At 48.0% G+C, this 14,569-nt stretch carries 12 protein-coding genes; 1 reads left to right on the forward strand and 11 read right to left on the reverse strand.

Translation table 11 applies throughout. The annotated features are described in order from the left end of the window. Window positions 1-98 precede the first annotated feature (98 nt). From recG to NLX78_RS06940, 3 genes are read right to left on the reverse strand one after another with little or no spacing between them, the layout of a single operon-like run. On the reverse strand, window positions 99-2,147 hold the full coding sequence (gene recG / locus NLX78_RS06930; RefSeq protein ID WP_254350114.1) for an ATP-dependent DNA helicase RecG: 2,049 nt from the start codon (window positions 2,145-2,147) through the stop codon (window positions 99-101). A 1-nt stretch (window position 2,148) separates the two neighbouring features. After that, window positions 2,149-3,018 (reverse strand): DegV family protein, encoded by an 870-nt coding sequence (locus NLX78_RS06935; RefSeq protein WP_254349980.1) that lies wholly within the window; start codon window positions 3,016-3,018, stop codon window positions 2,149-2,151. A 50-nt stretch (window positions 3,019-3,068) separates the two neighbouring features. Next, complete coding sequence (locus NLX78_RS06940; RefSeq protein ID WP_250261041.1) at window positions 3,069-4,853, reverse strand: DAK2 domain-containing protein; 1,785 nt, start codon at window positions 4,851-4,853, stop codon at window positions 3,069-3,071. Between the two features lie 508 nt (window positions 4,854-5,361). On the opposite strand from NLX78_RS06940, the gene rpmB reads away from it, so the two are divergent. Then, window positions 5,362-5,550: a 50S ribosomal protein L28 gene (rpmB, locus tag NLX78_RS06945; RefSeq protein WP_013310881.1), complete on the forward strand. Its 189-nt coding sequence runs from the start codon at window positions 5,362-5,364 to the stop codon at window positions 5,548-5,550. 224 nt (window positions 5,551-5,774) lie between these two features. On the opposite strand, the gene spoVM is transcribed toward rpmB, so the two are convergent. From spoVM to fmt, 8 genes are all read right to left on the reverse strand, one after another. Beyond that, window positions 5,775-5,855, reverse strand: a complete 81-nt coding sequence (spoVM, locus tag NLX78_RS06950; RefSeq protein ID WP_010345573.1) for a stage V sporulation protein SpoVM — start codon at window positions 5,853-5,855, stop codon at window positions 5,775-5,777. 390 nt (window positions 5,856-6,245) lie between these two features. Beyond that, entirely contained in the window at window positions 6,246-6,914 is a 669-nt protein-coding gene (gene rpe, locus NLX78_RS06955) for a ribulose-phosphate 3-epimerase (protein ID WP_061829029.1), read from the reverse strand. Between the two features lie 4 nt (window positions 6,915-6,918). After that, entirely contained in the window at window positions 6,919-7,836 is a 918-nt protein-coding gene (rsgA, locus tag NLX78_RS06960) for a ribosome small subunit-dependent GTPase A (RefSeq protein ID WP_254349981.1), read from the reverse strand. A gap of 73 nt (window positions 7,837-7,909) precedes the next feature. Next, the gene (gene pknB, locus NLX78_RS06965; RefSeq protein WP_254349982.1) at window positions 7,910-10,189 is read right to left on the reverse strand and encodes a Stk1 family PASTA domain-containing Ser/Thr kinase; all 2,280 of its coding nucleotides are present in this window, start codon (window positions 10,187-10,189) and stop codon (window positions 7,910-7,912) included. Next, window positions 10,186-10,962 (reverse strand): Stp1/IreP family PP2C-type Ser/Thr phosphatase, encoded by a 777-nt coding sequence (locus NLX78_RS06970; protein ID WP_069289875.1) that lies wholly within the window; start codon window positions 10,960-10,962, stop codon window positions 10,186-10,188. The genes pknB and NLX78_RS06970 overlap by 4 nt, the downstream gene beginning before the upstream one ends. Before the next feature lie 6 nt (window positions 10,963-10,968). Further along, window positions 10,969-12,009, reverse strand: a complete 1,041-nt coding sequence (rlmN, locus tag NLX78_RS06975; protein ID WP_013310887.1) for a dual-specificity RNA methyltransferase RlmN — start codon at window positions 12,007-12,009, stop codon at window positions 10,969-10,971. A 187-nt stretch (window positions 12,010-12,196) separates the two neighbouring features. Beyond that, window positions 12,197-13,612 carry a 16S rRNA (cytosine(967)-C(5))-methyltransferase RsmB gene (gene rsmB / locus NLX78_RS06980; RefSeq protein WP_061829025.1) on the reverse strand — a complete coding sequence of 472 codons (1,416 nt, stop codon included), beginning with the start codon at window positions 13,610-13,612 and terminating at the stop codon, window positions 12,197-12,199. Further along, complete coding sequence (fmt, locus tag NLX78_RS06985) at window positions 13,609-14,568, reverse strand: methionyl-tRNA formyltransferase (RefSeq protein ID WP_061829024.1); 960 nt, start codon at window positions 14,566-14,568, stop codon at window positions 13,609-13,611. Before fmt ends, rsmB begins: the two co-directional genes overlap by 4 nt. Between the last annotated feature and the right edge of the window lies 1 nt (window position 14,569).

The following is a 14,569-nucleotide window of genomic DNA, read 5'->3' on the forward strand; positions in this document are numbered from 1 at the left end:
CCCATATCATTCGGTCATTCCCAAATATATGACGGTCAGCCTGTCCATTGTGCCTATCTGTTTAAAACGTTTAGAACAACCTCCTGATTCATGGTGGATTAGTCGATGAGATCCCCTTGGAAAATCTGCTCTTTTTGCAAATAACCGCGCAGTGCTTCATACTGCGGAGATGTCCAAAAGGACGCATCCTTGATCAGATCAGTTGCATCCTCACGCGCCTTTTCCAGCACCTCAAAATCCGCTACCATATCTGCTAAACGAAACTCGGGTAGTCCACTCTGCTTGGTGCCAAAAAAGTCACCTGGCCCTCTCAAATCCAGATCGCGTCTAGCCACCTCAAAACCATCGTCCGTATCGGTCATAACCTTCATCCGCTCCTGACCAACCTCCGACTTAGGATCAGCGATCAGTACACAATACGAGGCATGTGCTCCCCGTCCGACACGTCCACGTAATTGATGTAACTGGGACAGCCCAAAACGATCCGCATCCATAATGATCATTAGCGTCGCATTGGGGACGTCTACCCCCACCTCCACAACCGTCGTTGAAACGAGCAACTGAACCTCATTCGCATAGAAAGAACGCATAACTTCTTCCTTTTCTGCGGGAGTCATTCGTCCATGTAATAGCCCAACGCGGTAATGTGGAAAAGCCTGTTGCATTTGAATATGCAAATCGATGGCATTCTGTACGTCCAGCTTCTCCGACTCTTCAATCAACGGGCAAATCAGATAAGCCTGCCGTCCCTGATCTACCTCGCGGGAAATAAAACCAAGTACCCGATCCATCAGTTCGTGCTTCACCCAATAGGTGGAAATTGGAATACGCCCCTTCGGCCGCTCTGACAACGTAGAAACATCCATATCGCCAAACGCAGTGATGGCCAGCGTACGAGGGATCGGTGTGGCCGTCATTGTCAGCACATCGGGATTATAGCCTTTGCGACGCAGTACACTACGCTGGTTCACTCCGAATCTATGCTGCTCATCCGTTACAACAAGCCCAAGCTGGCGAAAATATACATCTTCCTGAATGAGAGCATGGGTGCCTACTACAATGTCCAGCAGACCCATTTGGAGAGCAGCTAGCAGCTCCCTACGCTTCTTCCCGGTTGTACTCCCAGTCAGTAGGCCCACACTGATTCCAAAGGGCTCAAACAGCTTGTGAAGCGACCGCATATGCTGCTCGGCCAATATTTCGGTTGGCACCATCAGCGCTCCCTGAAAACCAGAACGTACTGTGGCAAATAAACCGATGGCAGCAACAACTGTTTTACCTGACCCAACATCTCCCTGAAGCAGACGGTTCATACAATAAGGTGAGCGTAGATCGTGCAGTATTTCAAGCTCTACCTTCTTCTGTGCATCCGTTAATTCAAAAGGCAAAGCCCTTACAAATTCACGAATCGTGGCGTTATCCACCGTATGTACCACCCCGTCCGCTCGACCACGATTTAGCGCCCGGAATGCCTGCATTTTCAGCTGAAATAAAAATAGCTCCTCATACACCATCCGCCGACGAGCCTCTTGTCCCTCGCGGTTGTCCTGAGGCTGGTGTATACCCGCAATAGCCTGCTTGCGCGGCATCATACTATATTTGCGTACAAGCAACTCAGGCAATATTTCGGGGATCATTTCGCCAAACTGCTGGAGCGTCTGATTCATCGTTTTTCGCATCCAGCTTTGCGTAATCTTGCCGCCTATAGAGTACACCGGTTGAAGCGTCCCCGAGCGGGCTACTCCTTTATCAGGAAACTCAGAATCTGCAACAGTCATCTGCATACGTTTGAGGTCCCATTTACCAGTCACCACAATTTCACGACCAGAGGTTAGCTGCTCCTTCATGAAATGCCGATTAAACCATGTCGCGGTAAACATCCAATCCTCGGCCATCAATTTACAAGTCAACCTTGATTTGCGCCCGTAACGCTGAAGCACCGGAATGCCCATAATTTTGGCCTGTACCGTAATCTTATCTCCGTCCTTCACTTCGCTTAGCGAGCGCAGTCGGTAATCTTCATACCGAAACGGATAATATTCCAGCATGTCCTGTATGTTAGAAATGCCAAAAGCGTGAAGCTCTCCCTCTTTGAGAGCACTCACGCCATGTATTTGTTTTAAAGGTATTTGATCCAATTGCAGCATATTACCTCTCATCTCCGGCCGGCCATACAAAAATGCCAATCGTTCCTGGCCCTACATGGGTCCCAATCACAGCGCCAAGTTCAGTATATATTCGATCCCCCAGCTCAAAATGCTCTGCCAGCTGAACCACGAACGCTTCTGCCGCTGAGCGATCTGCCGTATGACCCACAGCAATATTAATTTTTTGGCCTTTTAAATCCCGCTCCAGTAGTTCAATAATTCGTGCTGTCGCTTTTTTATGCCCTCTCGCCTTATCAACCGAATAAATAATACCTTCTTTGTCAATCGAAAGAATCGGCTTAATGTTAAGCAACGTACCAACCATTGCCGCTGCCTTGCCAATACGTCCGCCTTTTTGTAAGTATTCCAGGGTATCCACCAGGAAATATAAACAACGGCGCTCCCCACGACGTTCCACAGCCCGAACAATATCAGCCGGGGAGTGTCCGGCAGCCGCCAGCTCTGCCGCATAAACCACTAGCATGCCATATCCGTATGAAGCTGATTTGGAATCCACCACAGTCACTCTATGTTCATGCTTCTCCAGCATGGATTTGCCCAGCAGAGCAGACTGATACGTTCCGCTCACACCCGAGGATAAATGGATAGAGATAACCTGGCTCTCCGGGTATTGCTCTAACAGCGTCGTGTATGTCTCCAAAAAACGGGCTGGTGAAGGCTGTGACGTCGTAGGCAGCTCATCAGCCCGTACTAGTTCGCTGTAAAACTGCGACGCTGACATCTCAATGCCGTCCAGGTAAGCTGTGCTGCCGAACATCACTGTCAAGGGTACAACAACTATACCGAGACGGTCTGCTAATTCTTGTGGAATATCAGCCGTGCTATCCGTCAAAATGATGGTACTGCTCATCAGTCAGACCTCCTTTTTGTTGTGGACTTCCATGGGCGTGCTAAAGCACATCAGGTTTCCACTGAGAACAAATAAGGATAAATCGGCTGACCACCTTCATGAACTTCCACTTCAGCATCCGCATAATTTTCTTCAAGCCATGCAACAAGCTGATCTGTGTCTTCTTGATTTGCGTCTGAACCTGTGAGAATCGTAACAATTTCATCGCCATTCACCAGCATTTTCGCTAGCAAAAGACGGGACGTTGCCATTAAGTGTTCCTCGGTCGCTACAATTTTGGAATCCAGAATACCGATGTAGTGCCCGGCTGTAATATGCAGGTCATCAAGTGTCGTATCCCGTACCGCGTAGGTCACTTGGCCAGACTTCACCCGGGTGACTGCGTCACGCATATTGTCCTGATTTACCTCAAAAGCCTCTTCCTCCTGGAAGGCAAATGCTGCCGCAATGCCCTGAGGAATTGTTTTGCTCGGAATAACCGACACCATACGTTCCATCTCTAGCAGTTCACGCGCTTGTTCTGCCGCCAAAATAATATTGGAATTATTCGGAAGAATAAAAATATGTTGAGCCGCAATCGAGCGCGCCGCATTAACGAAGTCCTCTGTGCTCGGATTCATTGTCTGGCCGCCAGAAAGGACAACATCGACGCCTAAACTTCTGAAAATATCAGCAATTCCTTCACCGGAAGCCACAGCTATAAAACCAAAGGATGCCAGTTCATGAGCTGGGGGCTCAGACGGCTCTTCCTCACGTGCAGGCTCTGTTGGTATTTCAGCAAACCACTCAGGCTCAGGAGCAACATCCATACCCGCAGACAACAAATCACGATGCTGCTCGCGCATATTTAAAATACGAATCTGTGTAATTTCTCCGTAACGCAGTGCCAAATTCAGCACTTCACCAGGAGCCTTAGAATGCACGTGAACCTTGATAACATCATCGTCTGAAATTACGATAATAGAATCACCATCTACGGATAACGCTTTCCGGAAGGCTTCTTCATCAAAATCGGTACCTTGCGCTTCGCCCAATTGTCGATTAATAAAAAACTCCATATCATACAAAAATTCAATATTATCCGTTTCGAGCTTCGCTTGCGCAGAAATCGGCGCATCTGGGGAAGGAACAACTGCAGTAGCAGTAGGTCTCTCCGATACGTGAGGAGCAAAAACCGGGCGTACATTATCACTTTTTGCAGTTGGAGACGTCACCAAGCCGCTTCCAATATGTTGCATAAAGCCTTCATAAATATACACAAGGCCTTGCCCACCCGAATCTACAACTCCTACTTGCTTCAGTACAGGGAGCATGTCCTGCGTCATGGCAAGCGTTTCCTTCGCTTTGGCAAGCACTTCTTCCATCAATTCCGTGATGTCGTTCGTCCGGCGCGAGAAAAATACAGCATGCTTGGCCGCTTCCTTCGCCACGGTAAGAATTGTACCCTCCACCGGCTTAACCACCGCCTTGTAGGCCGCATCCACCCCGCTCTGCAATGCCGATGCGAACTGAAGGGTATTCAATTCCTCGTATGGGGCAGCGTAACGGCTGAAGCCACGAAACAACTGAGACAGGATAACCCCTGAATTGCCGCGGGCTCCCATCAGCAAACCTTTGGATAATATGCCGGACATGACACCGATGGAGGAAGAATCCCCCCTCTTTAATTCCGTTACGCCCGCGCTCATCGTCAAATTCATGTTAGTTCCCGTATCACCGTCTGGCACCGGGAATACATTTAGTGAATTGACATGTTCCGCATGCTGCTGTAATTGTTCCGCCCCGGCTAAAACCATTGCGGTAAAATCTGTTCCATTCAAAGAACGATTACTCAAGAGAATTCCCCTTCCTAGCTTAATACACTTGTTTTACTATCAACCTTCACCACACCTTATCCAGCTGTGACTACAGGTTCAATTAAATTATACTAAAGCCAGACGACGAATACGAATGTCACACTTTCATAAGCTCTTGTACTCACGTCTGGTCGCTCTTCTACAGGTCATATAAAATGAAAAACCAGTCAACTGCCCAACATAAATCATCGGCTGGAATGATAACTATAGTCCCGCCTCTGAACCGCCGGCATGACTGGAATAAGAATTCACATTCCATTTAAATACAAAATAATCGCAGCAATAACTATCCCATATTGTACTATAATGCGAAAGAGAAATAAATAAAGTTTTTGAATCAGTTGACGGAGCTTTTTTGACTATGATATTATATTTAAGTATTGTTTTGTTCAGGTTAGTGACTTACAAAGTCCGGCTGACCCAGTCGGCCTGAAGAGAGACCCGTTCCATATGGAATTTGGTTATTTTCAGAATAGGAGGTGGAATCATGTCTCGTAAATGTTCTGTAACAGGCAAAAAGCCTGGCAGCGGTAACCACGTATCTCACGCTAACAACCGTAATCGCCGTACTTGGGGCGTCAACGTACAAAAAGTTCGCATTCTCGTTAACGGTAAACCGAAACGCGTTTATGTCAGCACTCGTGCATTGAAAGCCGGTAAAGTGACTCGCGTGTAGTCGTAAAAAAATATCGTTATAAACAAAAGGCACCTCGTTTTAAACGGGTGCTTTTTTGGTTATTCGAAAAGTAATATCCATCTGGTTCAGGAAAACAAAATGTCAGGCACCTTCCCGTGCGTTCCAATCTTTTACTACCGAGCTACCTATCTGTTATGCCCGGGAAGCGTGCCCTGTGTACCTCTAGCTTTCATCCTACATCCTGTGTTTACATTACGTTGAATTCAGTTTTTCTGGAATGTATTCAAAATGGCTTTAACGAATCCACCCAGAAATTTTGGCAGCTTGATTGTGTAAAACTTCATGCCTCACCCTCCCCATCATCCTCCTGCATCCGTTCTCTGTAGTTTATGCAACCTATCAAGGGTTGTTGCCCCACAAAAAAAGGCTACATGAGAATCCCGCTCATGTAACCATATTTATGCACAACCATCCCAGGCTATACCATCAGACAAGTCCGCGAACATAGAGATATGCTGAGAGTATGAAAATAAACAGGATATAATAAAGTACGCTGCACACCACAAAACCTATTCGTAAACCACGACGTTCATTTTTTCGAAAATAAAACAGGACAATTAGAACAGCCAAAAGTGAAAGAACGGCATTCCAAGGAGCCTTCACTAGCGAGAAACAGCTAAGGGTCAACCCCGTCGCCATGCTGGCTATAATCATCCACAATGCTTCGGTCAGCTTCACTTGGACAAACGTGCTGCACTGTCTCGAATCGCAGCAATAGCCGCTGCACGGTCTGCTCTGCCGAATACCGCACTACCAGCCACCAGCACGTCAGCCCCCGCTTCAAATACGGCTGGTGCCGTCTCCTCCGCAATACCTCCGTCTACCTCGATATGTACGTCTGGACGACCCAATTCGTTCAACCAAGCACGGATTTGTCTGATTTTATTTAACGTCTCTGGAATGAAGGACTGACCTCCAAAGCCAGGATTGACCGTCATTACCAGAATCATATCCACATTTGGCAGCACTTCCTTGATCGCATATGGTGAAGTACCTGGATTGAGAGCCACTCCAGCCAGAGCGCCTTGCTGCTTGATCAAGTGAAGGACACCATGCAAATGAACACAGGCCTCAGCATGAACAGTGATGATATCGGCTCCTGCTTTTACGAAATCGCCAATATATCGTTCAGGATGCTCAATCATCAGATGAACATCCAAGGGAAGAGTCGTGTGCGGACGAATAGCCTGAACGATAGGTGGGCCCAGCGTAATATTGGATACAAAATGTCCATCCATTACGTCCACATGAATCCAGTCCGCTCCTCCTGCCTCAGCTTCCGCAACTTCACTGCCCAAGCGAGCAAAATCAGCGGATAAAATCGACGGTGCTATTTTTAACATATACTCAGTACCTCCGCTTTTTTTCTTTTAATTCCTGATAGAACTGCAAATAGCTATCATACCGTCCCTGTGAAATATGTCCTTCTTCCAGGGCCTCTCTTACTTTACAACCAGGCTCATGAATATGGGTACAACCCCGAAATTTACATCCTTCCGCATACTGCTGGAATTCACGAAAACAGGGAGATAGCACATCCACACCCAGCTCCAGAAAATCCAGCTGGCTAAACCCCGGTGTATCTGCTACAAATCCTCCGTTGTCTAGAGGAATCAGTTCCACATGACGAGTCGTATGTTTTCCTCGGCCCAGCTTATTGCTTATGGCGCTCGTCTCCAGCGTTAACCCAGGCTCTAGAGCATTAAGCATAGAAGACTTTCCTACACCTGATTGCCCGGAAAACACGCTGATTTGACCAGCCAATAGCTTCTTAAGCTCAGCCGTCCCTTCTCCGGTACGGGCACTGGTTACCAGCACTTCATAACCGATCTTCTGGTATATTTCCTGAACGGCCAGCACGGTGTCATCCTCTGAAGGGCTGCCTTCATACAAATCGCGCTTAGTCAGACAGATAATCGTATCCAGCCCGGCGTGCTCAATATGGACTAAAAATTTGTCCAGTAAAGGCAGGTTTAAATCCGGCTCACGCAATGAAAACAGCAGCACGGCAAGCGTGGTATTGGCTACCGGAGGACGTATTAGCTCCGTCGTACGCTTTCTAATCTCCTTGACCATACCTTCCCCGTTTTCAGTCAGTTCGTAAACGACCCGATCACCAACAAGAGGCGTAATCTCTTTTTTCTTAAAAATGCCGCGTGCTCTGCATTGTACCGTAGCTTCGCCAGATACCGGACGCCCATCCTGATCCAGGCTGGAGACATAATAATATCCGCTAAGCGCCTTGACGATCAGACCTTCAGGCATGTGTAAGATGTCCTCCTTCATAATGTTCAAGTTTCATTGCGTATAGCAGGTTGAGCATCTTCCTATTGCAAGTTTACTGATGCTGAACAGCCTCAATCACTTTTTCCTTCTTTTTGTGGGAAGCGTGGCCTGGGTTGTTTTTATAACTAACCGCCAACTCACTGCGCGTCCCCCCCGTGGAATTCGTTCCAGGAACAAAGGCGGAAGGGTCACCATTACTTCCCGTGCCCTCCTGATTGTTCAAGTCTCCTCCACTATTACCACTATCATTAGAAGCTCCCCCGCTATCACCTTCCTCGCCGTTTCCACTTCCATTCTGCGAGGAAGTACCATCAGGTGTATCCGTTGGTGAAGTTCCGGCAGGCGGAGCAATTTGGGGCATCGTCACCGTTCCATTTTTCGCCTCAATATATGAGACTGGATACGTATCAATAAAGTCGCCATCTCTAAATACTGAGACAACACTGTCTTTGTTCGGAGCCATTAGCAGGTTGATAGTGAACACCTGTGTCGTATTAATCGTACGGCTTCCCCATTCCTGATTTTCTCCACGTGCATCCGTATAAGTGATACGAATTTTGCTGTTTTTCCCCTCTTCCTTGGGCGCAACAGGCACATTAAATGGCAGCGTAATCGCTTCTGGCGGGTAACCAGTACTTACATAAATCGTAATTTCCGTATTTGGTGGCAGCTCACTGCCTGCCTCTGACGGCCATTGTTTGGTTACTCTTCCTTTTTCCTGCTCATAGCTAAATTCTTCTTTAATCGAGCCAACCTTCAGTCCTGCCTTTTTGACCTCATTTTCCGCTTGACTCTGCGTCTTCCCTACGAGACTTGGCATTTTTACAGTGTCAGCTCCCTTGCTGACTGTAAGCACAACCTGGACTGAATCCTTATCAAATGGCTCATTTGCAGCGGGTGTCTGACTAAGGACGGTCCCTGCGGCCTGATCACTGAACTGCTCATTTTGCTGAATCTGCGTCTCCTTAATTTGCTGGGCGGTCAGCAGCTTAACAGCATTTTCGTAGCTTTGGCCTTTGACATCCGGCATCGGGGTGAGCGGCTTGGCAATCCCGACTTTCAGACTAATCTTAGTTCCTTCCTTGACTAAAGAATCTGCAGGATAGCTTTGATAAAATACAACTCCAGGCGCGATTCCTTCTTTGTATTCATGCTGGATTGGCTCCTCAATGAGTAGCCCCGCTTTACTGAGATTAACCTTCGCTTGGTCTTCTGTTTGTGTCAATACACCTGGTACTTTTACCTCAGGCACGACCAGTACACTTTGCACATAGTACACCACTCCGCCCATGCACAGAAGTAACACCAACACTAGTGTTACCCACAAAATCGCTTTTTTTCTATTTTTCTTGGACGATTGCTTGCTCGGAAGCTGTTCAGACTCACGCGGTTGAGCAGGTACATCATCCCCGCTAGAAGACATCCCTAATTGTTGAGGCTTAATAGCCGGAATAACCCGTGTTTGATCCTCATCATCCAAATGTGTAAACTCCAGCTTGGATTCATTACGCCGTCCCGGCAGCAAACAGGTTTCCAAATCTTTTAGCATCTCGTCTGCCGATTGATAACGCTCTTCTGGATTTTTGCGCATGGATTTTAGAATGACATTTTCCACACTTTGCGGAATCAACGGATTAATTTTACGCGGTTCCTCAAATTCCTCTTGCAAATGCTTGAGCGCTACACTAATTGGACTTTCTCCCAGGAAAGGGAGCTGCGCCGTCAGCATTTGATATAAGACAATACCTAAAGAATATAAGTCCGATTTTTCGCCGGTGACGACACCCTTTGCATGCTCAGGTGAAAAATAATGAACAGAACCTACAACAGAACCCGTCTGGGTAATGGTCGTTGACGTAACGGCTCTAGCAATCCCAAAATCGGTTACCTTAACCCGTCCATTACGTCCAATTAATATATTATGAGGCTTAATGTCTCGGTGAATAATCTGATTTTGATGGGCATGCTCCAGCGCATCACAAATCTGGGATGCAATCCGTACTGCTTCATCCACTTGCAATGGCGCACGTTCTTTAATAATCTCATTCAAATTTTTACCTTCGATGCACTCCATTACAATATAATGGATTTCATCCTCTTGGCCGACATCATAAATACTGACCACATTCGAATGCGAAAGCGAGGCCGCAGACTGCGCCTCACGCCGAAACCGGCGAATAAATTCCTCATCATGAACAAATTGCTGGCGCAACACTTTAACTGCAACATTGCGATTCAGCAAAATGTCTTGAGCCTTATACACCAGCGCCATACCGCCGCCACCGATGCGCTCAATAATTTCGTATCTTCCCCCTAGCAGGTGCCCGATCATGCGTCACACCCCTTTTCACTCAATGAAACCGTGTCATCGGGCAATTCAAACAAAGCCACAGTAATGTTATCGTCTCCTCCGGCAAGCAGCGCCAGATGTAGCAGACGATCCGCACGCTCCTCCAAAGGATTCTCTGCGGCACCTACTACTTTACTGATTTGTTCTTCCGTTACCAGATTGCTTAATCCGTCGCTACACAGTAACAGTACATCGCCTTTTTCCAGCGCAATGGAGTCAATATCCACTTTCACCTCAGAATCAGTACCCAGCGCCCGAGTCAGCACATTGCGACGGGGATGGTTCTCCCGTTCTTCCTTACTGATCTGACCGTTTTTGAACAGCTCATTAACCAAAGTATGGTCTTCTGTAAGCTGACGTACCGCTCCTTTGGATATGACATAGGCGCGACTATCACCGATATGTCCGATAATTCCGGATGCATCGTTTAGTAAAACCGCAACAACTGTCGTTCCCATATTATGATACTTGTCATCGCGTGCAGCCGTCTGGAAGATGACTTCATTGGCATGCAAAATAGCGTCGCTGAGCGCCGCCGTCAAAGAATGTGCGGATAATCCGCTCTCCAGCGTCGCCAAATCAGCGGCAAGTGTCTCTACCGCAAGGCGGCTGGCCGTATCACCGGCCAAATGCCCCCCCATACCATCGGCAACAATCCCAAGAATATAGCCTTGCTCCAAGTGCCTGATCCAGGCAGAATCCTCATTCACCGAACGTACACGTCCGACATGGCTGACATGAACTGTTTTGATCAAATGGTTTCACCCCAACTCCATATGCTTTGCACGCAACTGACCGCAAGCAGCGGCAATATCGTGACCCTGTTCACGCCGGATCGTCACATTGACGCCTTTTTCGGCAAGAATACGTTGGAAATTAAAAATATCGCTGCGTGATGTGCGCACATACTTGCGCTCAGGCACATGATTGACTGGAATCAAATTGACGTGACACAGCATGTCCTTTAACACATCCGCTAGCTCTTCAGCATGTTCTGCCTGATCGTTTACCCCGCCAATCAGGGCATATTCAAACGAAATTCTCCGCCCCGTCTTAGCAAGATAGTAACGTAGAGAATCCATAACATCTTTAAAGGGATAACGCCGATTTACAGGCATCAGCTTCGAACGAAGCGCATCATTAGGCGCATGAATGGATATTGCCAGATTAATCTGGGTATCCTCGTCGGCAAATTTATAAATATTCGGTACAATACCGCTAGTCGACACCGTGATATGACGTTGACCAATGTTCAGACCTTTTTCATGAACCATTGTACGCAAAAACGTCATGGTCGCTTCATAGTTTTCAAAAGGCTCGCCTGAGCCCATAATCACGATGCTGCTCACTCGTTCATTCGTTTTATCCAAAATTTTCTGAGCCTGTACTACCTGTGCAGTAATTTCACCAGCTGTCAGGTTCCGTTTGAGGCCTCCGAGCGTCGATGCGCAGAAAGTGCAACCAATCCGGCATCCCACTTGCGTCGTTACACAAATACTGTTTCCGTAATTGTGTCTCATAATGACCGTTTCAATGGCATGATCATCGTGCAAACCGAACAGGAATTTTACTGTACCGTCCTTTGATTCCAACTTTGTAATTTCACTAAGCGTCACAAAACTAAATTGCTCCTCAAGCTTCTCTCTCAGCGCCTTGGACAAATTCGTCATCTCGCTGAAATCATTGACCCGCTTCACATACAGCCAGTCAAAAATTTGTCCGCCACGAAAAGCAGGCTCGCCATTGTTCTTGGCCCAGTCCTGAAGCTCCTCCAGAGTTAAATCATATATAAAAGGTTTCATCAATGTTTGCACCCGTTCCTTCTTCATTAAGTTCTGTTTGATCGTAGATCGTATTTTTCATTCTTCCTATTTTAGCACAAATCCCTGGAGGGGTAAAAATTTTTCATCTTTCATGCAAAAAACCGCCGGAAATGTTCCGGCGGAATGTGGAAATACTGGTGGGCAGCTGCCTGAATTCTCTTCCGCGCTATTTCACCCGACGCAGGCGCGCGATATAAAACCCGTCGCTGTGAAAATGCTGCGGTAACAGCTGTACCGAGCCTCCCTGAATACTATCCTTTTCGTGGCTCACGTCCGGGAAGGAATGACCCTCTGCCAATTCATACTCTGGATGTTCGCTTAAAAACTGAGTCAATTGTCCTTCATTTTCGTCCGGTTCAATCGTGCATGTGCTATACACCAGAATACCACCTGGCTTCAACAATCCCGCCACACTATCCAGCAACTCATGCTGAAGCTGTGTAATGTCGCGAACATCCTGCGCAGTTTTGCTCCAACGCAGGTCCGGTTTACGACGAATTACTCCAAAGCCAGAGCATGGCGCATCCAGTAAAATACGGTCAAAAGAAGCTGGAGCATAGCGTTCTTTCAGTTCTAGCGCATCACCAGTGACTGTTTCCACAGCATCCAGGCCAAGTCGATTAGCCTGTTCACGGATTAATTGATGCTTATGGGCATGCAGATCATTCGCAACGATCCGGCCTTGATCCTTCATCAGCTCGGCCATATGAGCTGTTTTTCCACCTGGAGCGGCACAGCAATCCAGTACCAGCATGCCAGGCTCAGGAGCGACTGCTTCGGCAACGAGCATGGAGCTTTCATCCTGTACGGACAGCAAGCCGTCCGTATACCACGAGGTAAGCGCCATATTTCCACCGCTACGAACAACAATCCCATAGGGACTAACTGCGGAAGGAACGGCATCAAGCCCTTTTGAGCGCATCTCGTCCAGCAGCTGATCACGGCTGGTCATTGTCGTATTCACCCGTACGCTGACCGCAGGGGGCTCATTATTAGCCTGACAGATAGCCTCAGCAGTATCTGCACCGTATTGCTTAATCCAGCGCTTAACCAGCCACTGTGGATGGGAATGTTCTAATGAAATCCGTTCCTCTGGTGACAAATCGTCAGGAATACGCAGCTTGTCCGGCTCACGCAACATGCTGCGGAGCACGCCGTTGACCATACCGGAAATCCCCTGATGCCCACGACGCTTAGCAATGGTCACCGCTTCACTAACGACTGCATGATCTGGAACTCGATCCAGATAAACCACCTGATACACACTCATCCGCAGCAACGAACGTACCCAAGCCTGAAGCTTGGCCGTTCCTTTTTGAACAAATTTATTCAGGAAATAATCTAGTGTATTTCGGCGTGCGATTGTACCGTATACAAGTTCCGTCGCCAAACCAGCGTCACTTGCAGATAAACCTGCCTGCTGAAGCCGACGATTTAGCTCAAGATTGCTATATGCACCCTCTTGCTCCACACCGGTCAACACATCAAGTGCAACTTCCCGCGCCGTCTGATTGCGAGTCTTGCCGGATCTGGCACCCACTCCCTTGCCTTGGCCTCCCTGGCGGGAGTGACTCCCGCTCATCCGAGCACCGTGCCTGGCTTCATCTGTCCGCCGCGCGCAAAGGTTCCGGCATCCATAACCTTTTTGCCAGCCGGTTGAACCTGAGTCAGCCAAAGAGTTCCTTCGCCTGTCTGCACCTCAATGCCACGAGCAGTCAATTGAAGAACCGTTCCGGGTGCTGGAACATTTGAGCCACTCACTTCACTGTTTATGAAAGGCTGCTCAGCAGCCCAAATTTTAAAAACATTTTCCTCCCAAAGCGTAAACGCACCGGAAAAAGGAACCAGGCCGCGAATCCGGTTGTATATCTGCTGAGCATTGGCACTCCACGAAATACGCTCATCCTCGCGGTTCAGGTTCGGGGCATAAGTTGCCTCGTCCTCGTTTTGCTGCGTACGGTCTGATTGGCCTGCCAGCAACTTAGGCAGCTCGTCCTGCAAAAGCTTTGCTCCAGCTACGCTTAGCTTCTCAAAAATCGTACCAGAGGTATCCTCCGGCTCTATAGCAACCTCAACTCGCGATATCATATCGCCAGTGTCCAGTCCTTCCGCCATATACATCAGCGTCACACCCGTCACAGTTTCACCATTAATAATCGCACGCTGGATCGGTGCACCTCCCCGATAACGGGGAAGTAACGAACCATGCACATTCAGACAGCCGAACCGAGGCAGGTCTAGTACGGACTTAGGCAAAATTTGCCCATAGGCTGCGGTTACGATCAGATCAGGACGCAGCTCTGCCACCTGAGCCACCGCTTCTGGCTGACGCAGGCGGGTCGGTTGCAGTACAGGTAATCCTCGTTTTTCTGCCGCTTCCTTGACTGGTGTAGGCGTCAATATTTTTTTTCGTCCCTGTGGCTTATCAGGCTGTGTAATCACACCAACCACGTTATAACCGTTATCCAGTAACATGTTCAGCGATGGCACTGCAAACTCAGGCGTACCCATAAAGATAATACGAATGTCTTGACTCATC

It is taken from the genome of Paenibacillus sp. Lou8.1 (assembly GCF_024213565.1).
Taxonomy (GTDB): domain Bacteria; phylum Bacillota; class Bacilli; order Paenibacillales; family Paenibacillaceae; genus Paenibacillus; species Paenibacillus polymyxa_B.

What these genes read in the sequence shown, in the direction of transcription:
- recG (WP_254350114.1), bottom strand. Translation starts at nt 2,147, where the DNA reads ATGCTGCAATTGGATCAAATACCTTTAAAACAAATACATGGCGTGAGT.
- NLX78_RS06935 (WP_254349980.1), bottom strand. Translation starts at nt 3,018, where the DNA reads ATGAGCAGTACCATCATTTTGACGGATAGCACGGCTGATATTCCACAA.
- rpmB (WP_013310881.1), top strand. Translation starts at nt 5,362, where the DNA reads ATGTCTCGTAAATGTTCTGTAACAGGCAAAAAGCCTGGCAGCGGTAAC.
- spoVM (WP_010345573.1), bottom strand. Translation starts at nt 5,855, where the DNA reads ATGAAGTTTTACACAATCAAGCTGCCAAAATTTCTGGGTGGATTCGTT.
- rpe (WP_061829029.1), bottom strand. Translation starts at nt 6,914, where the DNA reads ATGTTAAAAATAGCACCGTCGATTTTATCCGCTGATTTTGCTCGCTTG.
- rsgA (WP_254349981.1), bottom strand. Translation starts at nt 7,836, where the DNA reads ATGCCTGAAGGTCTGATCGTCAAGGCGCTTAGCGGATATTATTATGTC.
- pknB (WP_254349982.1), bottom strand. Translation starts at nt 10,189, where the DNA reads ATGATCGGGCACCTGCTAGGGGGAAGATACGAAATTATTGAGCGCATC.
- rlmN (WP_013310887.1), bottom strand. Translation starts at nt 12,009, where the DNA reads ATGAAACCTTTTATATATGATTTAACTCTGGAGGAGCTTCAGGACTGG.
- rsmB (WP_061829025.1), bottom strand. Translation starts at nt 13,612, where the DNA reads ATGAGCGGGAGTCACTCCCGCCAGGGAGGCCAAGGCAAGGGAGTGGGT.
- fmt (WP_061829024.1), bottom strand. Translation starts at nt 14,568, where the DNA reads ATGAGTCAAGACATTCGTATTATCTTTATGGGTACGCCTGAGTTTGCA.